The organism is Mycobacterium sp. Soil_C_30, from assembly GCF_057656995.1.
In genome coordinates, this window is record NZ_JBDGJH010000002.1 from 510,074 (window position 1) to 525,395 (window position 15,322).

Genomic DNA, 15,322 nt, shown 5'->3' on the forward strand with positions numbered 1-15,322 from the left:
ACTTGAGGCACGCTCACGACGTAGAGGCGTGAATCAAGTCCACACTCGTGTAGCGGCTCTCCGGTTCGCGGCCGAAAGTACGTCTAGCGCAGCCAGCCGCGGCGGCGGCCCCACCAGTCGCGGACCAGGAAGATCGTCGAGATGACGGCGAATCCGATCAGGAAATAGTCCTCGACGTGGCCCTGGTGATTGCCGTGCAGCATCATCAGCAGGAAGAAGATGATGAACAGCCCGGCCAAGTGCCAGGTGCTGTGCTTGATCGTGCTCCAACCCCAGTGGGCGGACGGCACATCGGCAGTATCGACGTCGTCGTAGCGCTGCACCTCGGTGCTGACCACTGCTGAGCTCCTCACGATCGGGGCCGGAATTCCTCCGGTCATTCTGGCACACGCCGATTCAGCCGAGCGCGTTGTACCGGCGCAGCGCTTCAGCGCGCTCAGCGCTGTGGTCGACGATCGGTTGCGGGTAGTCGTCGGTGCCGTACTCGGGCACCCAGCGCCGCACGTACACCTCGTCGGGATCGAACTTCTTGCCCTGGGTATCGGGATTGAACACCCGGAAGTACGGCGCGGCGTCGGTGCCACTACCGGCCGCCCACTGCCAGCCGTGCTGGTTGCTGGCCATATCGCCGTCGAGCAGCTGCTCCAGGAACCACTTGGCCCCCCACTGCCACGGCAGGTGCAGATCTTTGACCAGAAAGGACGCGGTGATCATCCGGACCCGGTTGTGCATGAACCCGGATTCGCGTAGCTGCCGCATGCCGGCGTCGACGATGGGGAAGCCGGTCCGGCCGTCCTTCCACGCAGCGAAATGCGCCTGCGCCTCATCGTCCTGGTCGACCTCGATGGCGTCGAAGTCGGAGTTGAAGTTCCACCAGACGCTGCGCGGCCATTCCGCGAGCACCGTGGCGTAGAAGTCGCGGAAGGCCAGTTCGCGCAGATACGCGGCGGGCCCCTCGGCCTTGCTGGTGAGGTCGGCGGCCAGCGTGCGGGGATGGATGTTGCCGAAGTGCAGATAGGCCGACATGCGGCTGGTGGCGTCCAGGTCGGGGCGGTTGCGCTGGTCGGCGTACCCGGTCAGGCCGTCGTCGACGAAGCGCTTCCACCTGCGTCTGGCGGCTTTCTCCCCGGCGGGGTAGGGCAACTCGGTGCCGGGGTCCGGGATCTCGAGGTGCTCACCGACCCCGGACACGTCGGCCGGGTTGATCCAGCGTGCAGACGCCGGACCGGTCTTCGCCGGGGCGCGCCAGCCGCTTTCGCGCCACCTGCGGAAGTACGGGGTGAACACCTTGTAGGTCGAGCCGTCGTCTTTGGTGAGCCGCCCCGGGGACACCAGGTAGGGCGAACCCGAGGCCTCCAGCGGGATGTCGCCGAGGGCTTTGGCCACCGCCTCGTCACGGGCCCGGCCAAATGGCGTGAACTCCGCCGAGACGTGGACCCACGTGGCTTCGACGGCCTTGGCCAACGCCGGGATCTCGGTGTCGGGACGGCCGCGGATGACCAGCAGCCGGCCGTCGAGGGCGTCGCGCAGTTCCCGCAGTGAGTCGTAGAGGAACTGCTCGCGTCGAGGCCCCGACGAGGCCGTCAACCGGGGATCCAGGACGTAACAGGCCAGCACCTCCGCGTCCTCGGCGCCCGCGTCGAGCAGCGCAGGGAGATCGCCCAGACGGAGATCGCGCCGGAACCACAACAGCCGTGTCATGCCTGAGATGCTGCCCGATTTCCAGGAAGGGAAAACTCTCAGTCGATGACGGCTCTGTGACGCTGACACAATGGCGGCCATGACCCTGCACGACTACCCCCGCGACATGGTGGGGTACGGAGCCAACCCGCCCCATCCGCACTGGCCCGGCGGAGCCAACATCGCCGTGCAGTTCGTCCTCAACTACGAGGAGGGCGCCGAGAACAACGTCCTCCACGGCGACCCGGGGTCTGAAACGTTCCTCTCGGAAGTCATTGGTGCACAGTCGTTTCCGAATCGGCACATGAGCCTGGAGTCGCTCTACGAGTACGGCTCACGCGCCGGGTTGTGGCGTATCCTGCGCACCTTCGACAGGCGCAAGCTGCCGTTGACGATATTCGGGGTGTCGATGGCCTTGGCGCGCAACCCGGAGGCCGTGGCTGCCTTCCTGGAACGCGGCGACGAGATCGCCTGTCACGGACTGCGCTGGCTGAGTTACCAGCTGGCCGACGAGAAGTTGGAACGGGAGCACCTGGCCGAAGCCGTGGCGTTGTTCACCGAACTCACCGGGGCAGCACCGCTGGGCTGGTACACCGGGCGAGACTCTCCCCAGACCCGGCGGCTGGTCGTCGAACACGGCGGTTTCCTGTATGACTCCGACTCCTACGCCGACGACCTCCCTTACTGGACGCAGGTCGATGGGCGCGCTCACCTCGTGGTGCCGTACACCTTGGACACCAACGACATGAAGTTCGTCTCCACCAGCGGATTTCCCTCCGGTGACGAGTTCTTCGCCTACCTGCGCGACGCGTTCGACGTGCTGTACGCCGAAGGCGCCGCGGGCGCACCCAAGATGCTGTCGGTGGGGCTGCACTGCAGGTTGGTGGGCCGGCCCGCGCGGATCGCCTCGCTGGAGCGGTTCCTGGATCACGTCCAGGCGCACGACAAGGTGTGGATCACCCGGCGGGTGGACATCGCCCGGCACTGGGTGCAGCACTTCCCGCCGCCGTGACGGTTGCCACTCCGGTTGGGGGAGACCTGACGATGAACCCATGACCGAGATGCTGTCCATCGGGGATTTTTCCCGAATGACCCAGCTGAGTGTGCAGACACTGCGGCACTATCACGACGTCGGGCTGGTAGCGCCGGCGTACGTCGACCCGGCCACCGGCTACCGGTATTACACGCACGATCAGGTCCCCACCACACAGGTGATCCGCCGGCTACGCGACCTGGACATGCCGATCGCCGATGTGCGTTCCGTGCTGTCGGCGGCGCCCGGTGAACGCAACGTCCTGATCGGCGAGCACCTGCGACGGCTGGAAGCCGAGCTCGCGGCCACCCGCCGCGCCGTCGAATCGCCGCGCGCGATCCTGGAACCGACCGCCGCCCACGTCGAGCGGCGGACCGTGCCCGAGACGCCAGCGGTGGCGATCGTGGAGAGGGGCGGGTGCAAGCGACGGTGGTGCCGCAGGCCGAGCTGGTGGTCACCCGGTATGCCGGTCCGCACGGCGACGTCGATCTGGCGTACAGCGAGCTCGGTCAGTACGCGCGGCAGCACGAGATCAGTGTGGACGGGCCCCTGCGGGAGTACTACCACCGGTTCTTCTGGGACACAACGGACTCCGCGCAGTGGGTGACCGACCTGTGTTGGCCGGTGTTCCGTGCGGATGCACCCGGAGCCCATGTGTGAGTGTGGGGCAGGGGCGGCATCCCGGTGTACGGGGCGGGCAAACCCGGCCCGCCCCGACGAGATGGCCGCGGCCATCGGTTTTTTGGGTTTCCGATGCGGCCTCGGCCGTCGTCGGGGCGGACCTGGTTGGTCGACGGTCGGACGCTTTGACCGATTAGGCGGCCGGTGGCATCAGCACGGTGTCGACAAGGTAAACGGTCGCGTTGGCGGTCTGCACTCCACCGCACAGCACCGAGGCGTCGTTGACCGTCAACTGATCGGCCGGGCCGGCGACGGTGACTGGCGCGCCCTGCACGGTGACGTGGGTTCCTGCGACCTGATCAGGGCTGACCCGGCCCGGAACCACGTGGTAGGTGAGGATGTTCGTCAGCAGGGGTGCGTCGGTCTTGAGGGTCTCGATGGTCGCGGGATCGATCTTGGCGAACGCGTCATCGGTCGGGGCGAACACCGTGAACTCGCCACCGTTGAGGGTGTCCACCAGGTTCACCTGCGGATTGAGCTGACCTGAGACGGCCGCGGTCAATGTGGTGAGCATGGGGTTGTTGGACGCGGCGACGGTCACCGGATCCTGCGCCATGCCGGTCACCGAACCCGGACCGGTCGGGTTCTGCTCTGCGTAGGCCGCACAGCCCGGGCCGACGGGACCCATGGGTTCGGCCACTGCGGCGGGCGCGGCGGTGACCGCGAATCCCAGTATCGCGGCGGCAATTCCGGTGGCGGTCTTCATCTGTGTCTTCATCGAACGTCGACTCCTTCGGCTGCTTCGTTGAAAATCAGAGTGCTCTGACACATGTGATTCGCAGCAGCTTCACAGCCGGATGGGTGTGAAGCGTAAACAAAGTCTCTGGCGTGAAAGTCCAACGCAATGAGTCATTCTCGGCTCAGCACCGTCGCGCTTTCACAACCCAGTGCCCATGGGCCGCCGTTGTTCACCACCTTGCCCACGTCCGGATAGGTCTGGGGCGGGAGCTCGAAAGGCACGAATTCTGCAGCGCCGCAGGGCAAGTGCTTCCCAGATAGGGGCCGCATGCCGTCGGCTCGGGTGGTTGCGATGGTCCGCTGGCGCAGCTGAAGAAGATAACCGGCAGCACGGGCAGGATGCACGGGGAGATACCGGCTATAGGGCCCGACGAAGTGTCGGACCGGCTGTCTCGGAACCATTTTCGAGTGCATGTAGAGAAAGGCAAGGCAGCCCGGTCGGGGGTTCGGGCTGCCTTGCCGGTCTCGGGCCGTCAGGCTGCTGGCGGCATCAACACAGTATCAATCATGTAGACGGTCGCGTTGGCGGTTTGCACACCTCCGCAAACCAGTCCCGCGTCGTTGACCTTGAGTTCGTCGCCTTCGCCGGTGACCGTCACCGGCGCACCCTGCACGGTGACGTGCTCGCCGACCACCTGGTCGGGGGCGGCCTGCCCGGGCACCACGTGATAAGTGAGGATCGACGTCAGCAGATCCGAATCGGTCTTGAGCTGCTCGAGCGTGGCGGCGTCGATCTTGGCGAACGCGTCATCGGTCGGTGCGAACACGGTGAACTCGCCTCCGTTGAGGGTGTCGACCAGATTGACGCCCGGGTTCAGCTGACCGGAGAGCGCCTGCGTCAGCGTCTTGAGCATCGGGTTGTTGGACGCCGCCACGGTCACAGGGTCCTGGGCCATACCCGAAACCGATCCCGGTCCCTCGGGCACCTGCTCGGCATATGCTGCGCAGCCGGCGCCCACCAGGTTGGCGGCAGGATCGGCCATCGCACTGGTGGGGGCAGCCGAGGTGCTGGACTCACCCGTTGCCGCCTCGGCGGCCGACGATGCTGCGCTGGTGGCCGAGGAGACGTTGCTCTCGGCCTGTTCGCTGGAACACGCTGTCATGACGAGGGCGGTGGCGGCGGCGAAACCGGCGGCGAAGATCCGGTGCTGAATCGTAAGCATGATCGGCGACTTCCTTGTCTTCTTCTGTGGACAAACGGGCAGGATCCCGTGCGGCTCCTGTACCCACGATTCGGATCGCCGAGGGCCCCGGACGGCCGTCAGAGGCTGTTTGTCACGCTTGTGTCATATTTTGTGCCGTTCCGTCGAGGCAGGAACGCCGGTTTGCACCGGCGCGGCACAATAGTGCGGTGGTAACCAACCGCCTGCGGGTTCTGATCCTCGGCAGCACCGGGTCCATCGGAACCCAGGCGCTCGAGGTCATCGCTGCCAACCCGGACCGATTCGAGGTCGTCGGCCTGGCAGCCGGCGGCGGCAACCCGGACCTGCTGGCGCAGCAGGCGCAGCAGACCGGAGTGAGTAACGTCGCGGTCGCAGACCCGGACTCGGTCGTCGAGGCGGCGTACCGCGGACCGGACGCGGCCACTCACATCGTCGAGAACACCGAGGCCGACGTGGTGCTCAACGCACTGGTCGGCGCCCTGGGTCTCAAGCCGACCCTGGCTGCCCTGCACAGCGGCGCCCGGTTGGCGCTGGCCAACAAGGAATCGCTGATCGCCGGTGGCCCGCTGGTGCTCAAGGCGGCCGCCCCCGGCCAGATCGTGCCGGTGGACTCCGAACACTCCGCGCTGGCGCAATGCCTGCGTGGTGGCACCGCCGACGAAGTCGCCAGCCTGGTGCTGACCGCCTCCGGCGGGCCGTTCCGTGGTTGGCGCGCCGAGGCCCTGGAGGCCGTCACACCCGAACAGGCCGGGGCCCACCCCACCTGGTCGATGGGCCCGATGAACACCTTGAACTCGGCCTCGCTGGTGAACAAGGGTCTGGAGTTGATCGAAACGCACCTGCTGTTCGGTATCCCGTACGACCGGATCGAAGTGGTGGTGCATCCGCAGTCGATCGTGCACTCGATGGTCACCTTCTGCGACGGGTCCACGCTGGCTCAGGCCAGCCCGCCGGACATGAAACTGCCGATCGCGCTGGCGCTGGGCTGGCCCGCCCGTGTCCCCGGCGCCGCGTCGGCCTGCGACTGGACCACCGCTTCCACCTGGGAGTTCGAGCCGGTGGACAACGCCGTGTTCCCCGCGGTGGACCTGGCCCGGCACGCCGGCACCGTCGGCGGTTGCATGACGGCGGTGTACAACGCCGCCAACGAAGAAGCCGCCGAGGCGTTCCTCGCCGGTCGCATCTCGTTTCCGTCGATCGTGCGAACGGTGAGTGACGTGCTGCACGCCGCGGATCAATGGGCAGCCGAACCGGCTACCGTGGACGATGTACTCGACGCGCAACGCTGGGCACGGCAAGCCGCTCAAGCCCAGATGGAGCGCGTCTCACGGAAGGTCCTCACCACAGAATGATGTTTGCGTTAGGCATCGTGCTGTTCGCACTGGCCATCCTGGTGTCAGTGGCGCTGCACGAATGCGGACACATGTGGGTGGCGCGCGCCACCGGAATGAAGGTGCGTCGCTATTTCGTGGGTTTCGGGCCCACGCTGTGGTCGACGTGGCGGCCCAACCGCCTCGGTGAGACCGAGTACGGCATCAAAGCGATACCCCTGGGCGGCTTCTGCGATATCGCCGGTATGACCTCGGTCGAGGAACTGTCACCCGAAGACCGCCGGTACGCGATGTACAAGCAGAAGACGTGGAAACGGGTCGCGGTGCTGTTCGCCGGGCCCGGTATGAATTTCATCATCGGCCTGGTGCTGATCTATGCCATCGCCGTCATCTGGGGTCTGCCCAACCTGCACCCGCCCACCACCGCGATCGTCGGCCAAACCGCTTGTGTGGCACCCGAAGTCACACGCGGCCAACTGGGGGAGTGCACGGGTACCGGTCCGGCCGCGCAGGCCGGCATCCAGGCCGGCGACACCATCGTCAAGGTGGGTGACACCCCGGTCGCCAACTTCGACGAGATGGTGACCGCGGTCCGCGACCTCAAGGCGCCCACCACCTTCGTGGTGGAACGCGACGGGCAGAGTTTCAGCACCGTCGTCGACGTCACGCAGACCCAGCGCATCACCGGCACTGACGGCGCTGAGCAGACCATCGAGGTCGGCGCCATCGGTGTCAGCGCCGCGCAGTTCGGCCCCACCCACTACAACCCGCTCTCGGCGGTACCGGCTACGTTCGCGTTCACCGGGGACCTCGCCGTCGAACTGGGCAAGTCGCTGGCCCAGATCCCGACCAAGGTGGGTGCGCTGGTGGATGCCATCGGCGGCGGCGAGCGTGACCCCGAGACCCCGATCAGCGTGGTCGGGGCCTCGATCATCGGCGGCGACACCGTGGACGCGGGCCTGTGGGTGGCGTTCTGGTTCTTCCTGGCGCAGCTGAACTTCGTGCTGGGCGCGGTGAACCTGGTTCCGCTGCTGCCGTTCGACGGCGGGCACATCGCGATCGCGGTGTACGAGAAGATCCGCAACATGTTGCGCACGGCGCGCGGCAAGGTGGCCGCCGCCCCCGTCAACTACCTCAAGCTGATGCCCGCCACGTACGTAGTCTTGGTGGTGGTGGTCGGCTACATGCTGCTGACCGTGACCGCAGATCTGGTCAACCCGATCAGGCTGTTCCAGTAGTCGGTCGTACTGAGAAAAGGAAGAGTTGATGACCTCCATCGGCTTGGGTATGCCGGCAGCCCCAGCGCCCACGCTTGCCCCGCGGCGCAAGACGCGTCAGTTGATGGTGGGCGACGTCGGCATCGGCAGTGATCATCCGATCGCCGTGCAGTCGATGTGCACCACCAAAACCCACGACATCAATTCCACGCTGCAGCAGATCGCCGAACTCACCGCCTCCGGCTGCGACATCGTGCGCGTGGCCTGCCCGCGTCAGGAAGATGCGGATGCGTTGCCGGTGATCGCCAAGAAGGCGAACATCCCGGTGATCGCCGACATCCACTTCCAGCCCAAGTACATCTTCGCCGCCATCGATGCGGGGTGTGCGGCGGTGCGGGTCAACCCCGGCAACATCAAGGAGTTCGACGGCCGGGTCAAGGAGGTGGCCAAGGCCGCCGGGGACGCGGGCATCCCGATCCGGATCGGTGTCAACGCCGGCTCCCTGGATCCGCGGCTGCTGAAGAAGTACGGCAAGGCCACCCCGGAAGCGCTCGTCGAGTCCGCGTTGTGGGAAGCCTCGCTGTTCGAGGAGCACGGCTTCGGCGATATCAAGATCAGCGTCAAGCACAACGATCCGGTGATCATGGTGGCCGCCTACGAGCAACTGGCCGCGCAGTGCGATTACCCGCTGCACCTCGGCGTCACCGAGGCCGGCCCGGCCTTCCAAGGCACCATCAAGTCCGCCGTCGCGTTCGGTGCGCTGCTGAGTAAAGGCATCGGCGACACCATCCGCGTCTCGCTGTCCGCGCCGCCGGTCGAGGAGATCAAGGTCGGCAACCAGATCCTGGAATCGCTGAACCTGCGTCCGCGCGGCCTGGAGATCGTGTCGTGCCCGTCCTGCGGGCGCGCCCAGGTCGACGTCTACACCCTGGCCAACGAGGTGACCGCCGGACTGGAGGGCATGAACGTCCCGCTGCGCGTCGCCGTCATGGGCTGTGTGGTGAACGGCCCCGGCGAGGCCCGTGAGGCCGATCTTGGCGTGGCTTCCGGAAATGGCAAGGGGCAGATCTTCGTCCGGGGTGAGGTCATCAAGACCGTGCCCGAGGCGCAGATCGTCGAGACGCTGATCGAAGAGGCACTGCGAATCGCCGAGGAACGCGGTGATGAGCTAACTACCACCGGTCCGCCGGTGGTGACCGTAAGCTAGAGGCGGTTGGCGGCTATCCGGGGGCCGCTGTCTTGAGAAAGAGTCCTCATGTCGGCTCCACCTCTGTTTCGTCTGGTCGACGAGCGGCGGGTGTCTGTGGTGCGCGACGCCGCGGCCGTCAACCGGGTGTTCGACGACGACCCGGTGGGCTCCTGCATGGTCGCGGCCCGGGTCGCCGACCACGGTATCGACGCGGGCGCCATCGGCGGTGAGTTGTGGACGCGGCGACGGGCCGAGGAGTCCCTCTGTTACGCCGGTGCCAACCTGATCCCGCTGCGCGGTTCGGCAGCCGACCTGCACGCGTTCGCCGACAAAGCGATGAGCAGTGCCCGCCGCTGCTCGTCTCTGGTGGGTCGCGCCGAGTTGGTGATGCCGATGTGGCAGCGCCTCGAAAGTGCTTGGGGCCCAGCCCGCGACGTCCGCGATGAGCAACCGCTGCTGGCGCTGGCCGCCGCGCCGTCGTCGCCGATCGATCCTCTGGTGCGACGGGTGCGCATCGATGAGCTGGACGCTTACCTGGTCGCGGCCATCGACATGTTCATCGGCGAGGTGGGCATCGACCCCCGAATCGGTGATGGCGGCCGCGGGTATCGGCGCCGGGTGGCCGGGCTGATCGCCGCCGGCCGGGCCTGGGCCCGTTTCGAGCACGGTGAGGTGGTGTTCAAGGCCGAGGTGGGCTCGCAGTCGCCGAGCGTCGGCCAGATCCAGGGTGTCTGGGTGCATCCCGAGCGGCGGGGCCAGGGCTTGGGTGCGGCGGGTACCGCAGCGTTGGCGGCGGCGGTGGTGGCAGGTGGCCGGGTGGCCAGCCTGTATGTGAACAACTACAACACCGTGGCCCGCGCTGCCTATGCGCGTGTGGGTTTCACCGAGGTGGGCACGTTCGCCACCGTGCTGCTCGACTGACTCGGGTTTGATACTGCGCTGACGCCGGTGTTCGGGCGTGATTCCCGGGCGTGCAAGCAGCCTCGACGAAACCTCGCGACACCACCGGTGTGCCTCCCCGGCGGCGGTGCATCCCCGCCCTAACATCAGCCTCAATGGTCACAAATGGATCACTAGTAACACGCGTAACGGCAACGTTGGCCGTCGCGACGCTCGGCATCGGGCTCACCGCGTGCACGCCGCGCCCGGACGGACCCACCCCCGCGGCCGAACGCTTCTTCGCCGCGCTGGCCACCGGCGACACCACCGGCGCCTCGCAGTTCACCGACAAGCCCGACGAAGCCCGCGCTGCCCTCAACGACGCGTGGGGCGGGCTGCAAGCCCAACACCTCGACGCCCAGATAACCGGGGCCAAGTACACCGAGGACATCGGTAGCGTGAACTACCGGTACACGTGGCACCTACCCAAGGGCCGTATCTGGACCTATGACGGCCAGCTAAACATGGTGCGCGACGAGGGACAGTGGGAAGTGCGTTGGGCGGCAACCGGTTTGCACCCCAAGCTCGGGGAGAACCAGTCGCTGCAGCTGAGGTCCGACCCGCCGCGGCGAGCCTCGGTCAACGAGCTCGGCGGCTCCGACGTCCTGGTGCCCGGCAACCTGTACCACTATCAGCTCGACGCCGCCAAGGCCGGCCGCGACCTGATGAACACCGCACGACTGGTCACCGACGCTCTGCGCCCGTTCAACAACACCCTGGATCCCCAGCGCCTCGCCGAGGAGGCCAGCTCGACCGCCGGGGCGCTGAGCCTCGGCACGCTGAACAAGGCCGACAACGACCGGGTGGCCCCGGCCATCGGCCAGCTGCCGGGCGTCGTGATCACTCCGCAGGCGGACCTGCTGCCGACGGACCCGAGCTTCGCTCCCGCAATCATCAACGAGGTCAAGAAGGCCGTCGTCGACGAACTCGACGGCGATGCCGGCTGGCGGGTGGTCAGCGTCAACCAGAACGGTGTCGACGTCGACATCTTCAACGAGGTGGCGCCGTCACCCGCCCCGTCGATCTCCATCACCCTGGACCGGGCGGTGCAGGACGCCGCGCAGAACGCCGTCAACGGCCAGGGGATGAAGGCCATGCTGGTGGTGCTCAAGCCGTCGACGGGGGAGATCCTCGCGGTGGCCCAGAACGCCGCCGCCGACGCTGACGGACCGGTCGCCGCCACGGGTCAGTATCCGCCGGGATCGACGTTCAAGATCGTCACCGCGGGTGCGGCGATGGACCGCGATATGGCCTCACCCAATACGCTGCTGGGCTGCCCGGGCACTGCCGAGATCGGGCACCGCATCGTGCCCAACTACGGCGGTTTCGACCTCGGTGTGGTGCCACTGTCGCGGGCGTTCGCCAGCTCCTGCAACACCACCTTCGCCGAGTTGGCCAGCCGCATGCCGCGTGACGGGTTGACGGTGGCGGCGGCTCAGTACGGGCTGGGGCAGGACTACGAGATCGAGGGCCTGACCACCTTCACCGGCTCTGTACCCCCGACGGTGAACCTCACCGAGCGCATCGAGGACGGCTTCGGCCAGGGCAAGGTGTTGGCGAGCCCATTCGGGATGGCGCTCGTCGCGGCCACCGTCGCCTCCGGTAAGACGCCGGTGCCGCACCTGATCGTCGGGCACGAAACCAAGGTCACGGGCGAGGCCAGGCCGATCAGCCCCGAACTGCTCGACGGGCTGCGGTCGATGATGCGGCTGGTGATCACCAACGGCACCGCCAAGGATCTGGCCGACGCCGGGATGATCTACGGAAAGACCGGTGAGGCCGAGTTCGCCGGCGGTTCGCATTCGTGGTTTGCCGGTTACCGCGGCGACATGGCCTTCGCGTCGCTGATCGTCGGCGGCGGGAGTTCGGAGTACGCGGTGCGGATGACCCGGCAGATGCTCGACAGTCTCCCGGGCGACTACCTGACCTGAGCGGTACCGTTGGAGTCGGCCATGACTGGAATCGACGAACACACCACCGCGATGCGTGTCTCCGACGCGGACCGCAACGGAACGCTGCGCCGGCTGCACAATGCGGTGGCCCTCGGGCTGATCGACATCGGGGAGTTCGAGGAGCGCTCCGCGCAGGTCTCGGCGGCCCGTCTGCAGTCCGAACTCGACGTCCTGGTCGGTGACCTCCCGGGCCCCGGTGCCATCGTCACCTCCGTCGCCGACCGCGTGGAACTGCGCGGCGTCCTGGGCTCGCTGAAACGCCACGGCGAATGGACCGTGCCCACTCGGCTGGCGCTGGTACGGCGGATGGGGTCGGTGGACCTGGACCTGACCCGGGCGCGGTTCGGCGGCCCGATCGTCGTCATCGAACTCGACCTGCGTATGGGCGGGCTGGATCTGCGGCTGCCCGACGGAGCCAGCGCCTCCATCGACGACGTCGAGGTGATCGTCGGCAGCGCCCACGACCACCGCAAAGACGCACCCGCCGAAGGCAATCCGCATGTGATCCTCACCGGCAAGGTGGTGTGCGGCGGGGTGGACATCCGCGGCCCACGCAAAGGCTGGCGACGGCGTAACGGCTAGGTGTCGCGCCGGTCCAGCACCGCAAAACTCAGCGTGGCTCGCGCGGCCAACCGGTCGCGGCCGGCGTCGGTGACGTCGACTGCGGTCACGATGATTCTCTTCCCGGCCCGCACCACGGTGGCCACCGCACGGGCCGGCCCCTGCACCACCGGGGCCAGGAAGTGCACTGTCATGTCGGCGGTGGTGACGTCCTGATGGTCACCCACCAGATCACCGGCCAGCCTGCCCGCCGCGATGTCGATCATCGTCGCGACCAGGCCTCCCTGGAGTGCGCCGCGGCGGTTGGCCAGATCCGGGCGGTTGTCGACCTCGAGAACCAGGCGATCGGTACCGACCTCGATGTCGCGGAAGCCCATTTGATCAAGCATGTGCACTCCCGCACGGTATCAGCATTCTCTTCTTACGAGATGAACGTTCTCCCCGCTACCCTGACCTCATGGCTGTACGCACTGCTCTTCGTTCCGGTGAGGTTTCCCCGACGCTGCCGGTGCCCAAATCGATCCCGCGCCCCGAGTACGCCTGGAAGCCGACGGCCAAAGAGGGCAGCGAACCGTGGGTGCAGACACCCGAGGTGATCGAGAAGATGCGGGTGGCCGGACGGATCGCCGCGGCGGCTCTTGCCGAAGCGGGTAAGGCCGTGGCTCCCGGTGTGACCACCGATCACCTGGACCGGGTGGCGCACGAGTACATGATCGACCACGGCGCATACCCGTCGACCCTGGGCTACAAGGGTTTCCCGAAGTCGTGCTGCACATCGCTGAACGAGATCATCTGCCACGGCATCCCGGACTCCACCGTCATCGAGGATGGCGACATCGTCAACATCGATGTGACGGCCTACATCGACGGTGTGCACGGTGACACCAACGCCACCTTCCTGGCCGGCGACGTGTCCGAGGAGCACCGGCTGCTCGTCGAACGCACCCATGAGGCGACCATGCGCGCCATCAGGGCGGTCAAGCCGGGACGGCAACTGTCGGCGGTCGGGCGCGTCATCGAGTCGTATGCAAACCGCTTCGGCTACAACGTGGTTCGCGATTTCACCGGCCACGGCATCGGCGAGACCTTCCACAACGGACTGGTGGTGCTGCATTATGACCAGCCCGCCGTCGAGACCGTCCTGGAACCGGGCATGACCTTCACCATCGAACCGATGATCAACCTGGGCTCGCTGGACTACGAGATCTGGAGCGACGGTTGGACGGTCGCCACCAAGGACAAACGCTGGACCGCACAGTTCGAGCACACCCTGGTGGTCACCGACGACGGCGCCGACATCCTGACGCTGGCGCCCTGACCTGGTGAGCAGCCGGGCTGCCCGCCATGGCGCCGGTAGCCTGAAGCGGTGACCCGCCGCAACAGCGCCGTCCTCGCCTGTCTCACCCTGGTGATGGTCCTGGTGTCGTCCTGCAGCACCGTGGTCGCAGGCACCCCCACATGGCCCGGGGCCACCCTGGAGAAGGTGGTGTTGACCGCCCCGGACTTCCCCGAGGGCGTGCGCTACGACCGGATCACCTTCGAACCCGGCCGGCCGGACGGGGCAGGCGGACCGCCGGCCATGCTGTCCAAGCCGGCCGGCTGCTCCGACGGCCTGACCAATGTCATCGCGAAATCGGCTCAACGCGGGCCGGGCAGCGCTGTGCAGTACAGCGCAACCTACGACGGGGCGCGGATCGTCATGACCGTCCTCTCCTGGCATCTGGATCTCGACGCGCTGGCCCAGACCGCGGAGAGATGCGCCGAGTTCCAGACGTTCTTCGACCCCAGCTCGGCCGGCATTCCGATGACCACGGAGAAGCTGCCATCCGATGACGGCAGCTTGGTGTACCAGCAGACGATGGATCTCGGCGGTACCGAGAGCAGCATGTTCATGGCGTTCGCCAACGTCGGCCCGATGGCCATGTTCGGATTGAGCATGCCGACCCCCAATCCCGACATCAGCGTCAAAGCGTCTCTGCCACAGACGTTTCTGGACGTGGTGAAGAAGCAGTCCGAGCGCATCGCCGCGGCCTGATTCGCTCTGAGAGGAATCTCAAAGCCGGCGAAACTACGCCCCGCCGGCGTGTTGCCCTGTAGCGTGGCGCAATGCCCGCGACGATGATCCCGACCGTCGAGGGCTTCGCCATCCCCGTTGACATCTCCGGACCGCAGAAAGGCCCGGTGGTGGTCCTGCTGGCGGCCGCCGACCTGGCCACCGCCGCCTATGACGGGGTGTGCGCCCGCCTCCACACTGCCAACCTGCGGACGGTGGTGGTGGGGGCCGACACCCGATTGTCGGCGAAGTCGGTCCTCGGAGTGCTCGACGTCATCGGGGTGCGCTGGGCGGTGCTGGTCGGCGACCGGGCCGGGGCCGACTTGGCCTGGGAACTGGCCGCATCGCGCCTGGACCGCTTCACCGCGCTGATCGTCATCGATCGCGGGCACCCGCGGGTGCCGGACAAAACCGGGACGGTCCGCGACCCGGACTGCCCCGCGGTGGAGGTGAACACCACCGTGCTGGTGAGTTCGTCGGCGGCACGGGCGAATGCCCGCGCGAGCCAGCGGTTCGTCTATGGCGACTTCCGGATGGTCGACATGATCACCCGGCGCAATGCCCACGAGGGGACCGCCCAGTTGGCTGCCGAGATCGTGCTCCGCAGTAGTACCTGGTAGCGCAAGCGCTCACTCCGGTGCGTGCCGGGTCTGACTGGCACGCACGCGTCGTTCGCGCAAGCGCTCACTGCCGGTGCGTGCTGGGTCTGACTGGCACGCACGCGTCGTTCGCGCAAGCGCTCACTGCCGGTGCGTGCTGGGTCTGACTGGCACGCACGCGTGGTT

The 15,322-nt window shown here is 67.1% G+C and carries 16 protein-coding genes and 1 pseudogene; 12 read left to right on the forward strand and 5 right to left on the reverse strand.

The annotated features are described in order from the left end of the window. Positions 1-83: 83 nt before the first annotated feature. Both AC3A6P_RS05420 and AC3A6P_RS05425 read right to left on the reverse strand, forming a co-directional pair. Positions 84-338 carry a DUF2631 domain-containing protein gene (locus tag AC3A6P_RS05420; RefSeq protein ID WP_487689266.1) on the reverse strand — a complete coding sequence of 85 codons (255 nt, stop codon included), beginning with the start codon at positions 336-338 and terminating at the stop codon, positions 84-86. A 58-nt stretch (positions 339-396) separates the two neighbouring features. Then, positions 397-1,701, reverse strand: coding sequence for a cryptochrome/photolyase family protein (locus AC3A6P_RS05425; protein ID WP_487689268.1), 1,305 nt, complete (start codon positions 1,699-1,701; stop codon positions 397-399). 70 nt (positions 1,702-1,771) lie between these two features. On the opposite strand from AC3A6P_RS05425, the gene puuE reads away from it, so the two are divergent. The 3 genes and pseudogenes from puuE to AC3A6P_RS05440 all read left to right on the forward strand — a co-directional run bounded on the left by puuE (position 1,772) and on the right by AC3A6P_RS05440 (position 3,373). Beyond that, entirely contained in the window at positions 1,772-2,692 is a 921-nt protein-coding gene (puuE, locus tag AC3A6P_RS05430; RefSeq protein ID WP_487689270.1) for an allantoinase PuuE, read from the forward strand. A 76-nt stretch (positions 2,693-2,768) separates the two neighbouring features. After that, positions 2,769-2,894 (forward strand): annotated as a pseudogene (locus AC3A6P_RS05435) (MerR family DNA-binding transcriptional regulator); the annotation flags it as partial. A 269-nt stretch (positions 2,895-3,163) separates the two neighbouring features. After that, complete coding sequence (locus AC3A6P_RS05440) at positions 3,164-3,373, forward strand: GyrI-like domain-containing protein (protein ID WP_487689272.1); 210 nt, start codon at positions 3,164-3,166, stop codon at positions 3,371-3,373. 154 nt (positions 3,374-3,527) lie between these two features. Here AC3A6P_RS05440 and AC3A6P_RS05445 read toward each other — a convergent pair whose 3' ends face one another. Together AC3A6P_RS05445 and AC3A6P_RS05450 are read right to left on the reverse strand one after the other, a co-directional pair. Further along, on the reverse strand, positions 3,528-4,100 hold the full coding sequence (locus tag AC3A6P_RS05445) for a fasciclin domain-containing protein (RefSeq protein ID WP_487689402.1): 573 nt from the start codon (positions 4,098-4,100) through the stop codon (positions 3,528-3,530). Positions 4,101-4,605: 505 nt separating this feature from the next. Continuing rightward, on the reverse strand, positions 4,606-5,295 hold the full coding sequence (locus tag AC3A6P_RS05450; RefSeq protein ID WP_487689274.1) for a fasciclin domain-containing protein: 690 nt from the start codon (positions 5,293-5,295) through the stop codon (positions 4,606-4,608). Positions 5,296-5,483: 188 nt separating this feature from the next. Here AC3A6P_RS05450 and dxr point away from each other — a divergent pair, with 188 nt between their 5' ends. From dxr to AC3A6P_RS05480, 6 genes are all read left to right on the forward strand, one after another. Next, positions 5,484-6,647 carry a 1-deoxy-D-xylulose-5-phosphate reductoisomerase gene (gene dxr, locus AC3A6P_RS05455; protein WP_487689276.1) on the forward strand — a complete coding sequence of 388 codons (1,164 nt, stop codon included), beginning with the start codon at positions 5,484-5,486 and terminating at the stop codon, positions 6,645-6,647. Next, a complete protein-coding gene (locus tag AC3A6P_RS05460; RefSeq protein ID WP_487689279.1) occupies positions 6,644-7,864 on the forward strand; it encodes a M50 family metallopeptidase in 1,221 nt (406 codons plus the stop codon). The genes dxr and AC3A6P_RS05460 overlap by 4 nt, the downstream gene beginning before the upstream one ends. Before the next feature lie 28 nt (positions 7,865-7,892). Beyond that, positions 7,893-9,050, forward strand: coding sequence for a flavodoxin-dependent (E)-4-hydroxy-3-methylbut-2-enyl-diphosphate synthase (gene ispG / locus AC3A6P_RS05465; RefSeq protein WP_487689281.1), 1,158 nt, complete (start codon positions 7,893-7,895; stop codon positions 9,048-9,050). Between the two features lie 48 nt (positions 9,051-9,098). Beyond that, positions 9,099-9,953 carry a GNAT family N-acetyltransferase gene (locus tag AC3A6P_RS05470; RefSeq protein ID WP_487689283.1) on the forward strand — a complete coding sequence of 285 codons (855 nt, stop codon included), beginning with the start codon at positions 9,099-9,101 and terminating at the stop codon, positions 9,951-9,953. Between the two features lie 134 nt (positions 9,954-10,087). Then, positions 10,088-11,902 (forward strand): penicillin-binding transpeptidase domain-containing protein, encoded by a 1,815-nt coding sequence (locus tag AC3A6P_RS05475; protein ID WP_487689285.1) that lies wholly within the window; start codon positions 10,088-10,090, stop codon positions 11,900-11,902. A gap of 21 nt (positions 11,903-11,923) precedes the next feature. Next, positions 11,924-12,505, forward strand: coding sequence for a DUF1707 SHOCT-like domain-containing protein (locus AC3A6P_RS05480; RefSeq protein WP_487689287.1), 582 nt, complete (start codon positions 11,924-11,926; stop codon positions 12,503-12,505). Here AC3A6P_RS05480 and AC3A6P_RS05485 read toward each other — a convergent pair. Then, positions 12,502-12,861: a PaaI family thioesterase gene (locus AC3A6P_RS05485; RefSeq protein ID WP_487689404.1), complete on the reverse strand. Its 360-nt coding sequence runs from the start codon at positions 12,859-12,861 to the stop codon at positions 12,502-12,504. The two genes, AC3A6P_RS05480 and AC3A6P_RS05485, sit on opposite strands and share 4 nt — an antisense overlap. 80 nt (positions 12,862-12,941) lie before the next feature. Here AC3A6P_RS05485 and map point away from each other — a divergent pair, with 80 nt between their 5' ends. The 3 genes from map (at position 12,942) to AC3A6P_RS05500 (ending at position 15,157) form a co-directional block, all read left to right on the forward strand. Then, complete coding sequence (gene map / locus AC3A6P_RS05490) at positions 12,942-13,802, forward strand: type I methionyl aminopeptidase (RefSeq protein WP_487689289.1); 861 nt, start codon at positions 12,942-12,944, stop codon at positions 13,800-13,802. Between the two features lie 48 nt (positions 13,803-13,850). Next, entirely contained in the window at positions 13,851-14,519 is a 669-nt protein-coding gene (locus AC3A6P_RS05495) for a hypothetical protein (protein WP_487689291.1), read from the forward strand. Between the two features lie 71 nt (positions 14,520-14,590). Continuing rightward, on the forward strand, positions 14,591-15,157 hold the full coding sequence (locus AC3A6P_RS05500) for an alpha/beta hydrolase (RefSeq protein ID WP_487689293.1): 567 nt from the start codon (positions 14,591-14,593) through the stop codon (positions 15,155-15,157). Positions 15,158-15,322 lie beyond the last annotated feature (165 nt).

Excerpts from the sequence above, each read along its gene's own strand:
- AC3A6P_RS05450 (WP_487689274.1), bottom strand. The coding sequence starts at position 5,295 with ATGCTTACGATTCAGCACCGGATCTTCGCCGCCGGTTTCGCCGCCGCC.
- puuE (WP_487689270.1), top strand. The coding sequence starts at position 1,772 with ATGGCGGCCATGACCCTGCACGACTACCCCCGCGACATGGTGGGGTAC.
- AC3A6P_RS05470 (WP_487689283.1), top strand. The coding sequence starts at position 9,099 with ATGTCGGCTCCACCTCTGTTTCGTCTGGTCGACGAGCGGCGGGTGTCT.
- AC3A6P_RS05425 (WP_487689268.1), bottom strand. The coding sequence starts at position 1,701 with ATGACACGGCTGTTGTGGTTCCGGCGCGATCTCCGTCTGGGCGATCTC.
- map (WP_487689289.1), top strand. The coding sequence starts at position 12,942 with ATGGCTGTACGCACTGCTCTTCGTTCCGGTGAGGTTTCCCCGACGCTG.
- AC3A6P_RS05500 (WP_487689293.1), top strand. The coding sequence starts at position 14,591 with ATGCCCGCGACGATGATCCCGACCGTCGAGGGCTTCGCCATCCCCGTT.
- ispG (WP_487689281.1), top strand. The coding sequence starts at position 7,893 with ATGACCTCCATCGGCTTGGGTATGCCGGCAGCCCCAGCGCCCACGCTT.
- AC3A6P_RS05445 (WP_487689402.1), bottom strand. The coding sequence starts at position 4,100 with ATGAAGACCGCCACCGGAATTGCCGCCGCGATACTGGGATTCGCGGTC.
- AC3A6P_RS05485 (WP_487689404.1), bottom strand. The coding sequence starts at position 12,861 with ATGGGCTTCCGCGACATCGAGGTCGGTACCGATCGCCTGGTTCTCGAG.
- AC3A6P_RS05475 (WP_487689285.1), top strand. The coding sequence starts at position 10,088 with ATGGTCACAAATGGATCACTAGTAACACGCGTAACGGCAACGTTGGCC.
- AC3A6P_RS05480 (WP_487689287.1), top strand. The coding sequence starts at position 11,924 with ATGACTGGAATCGACGAACACACCACCGCGATGCGTGTCTCCGACGCG.
- AC3A6P_RS05460 (WP_487689279.1), top strand. The coding sequence starts at position 6,644 with ATGATGTTTGCGTTAGGCATCGTGCTGTTCGCACTGGCCATCCTGGTG.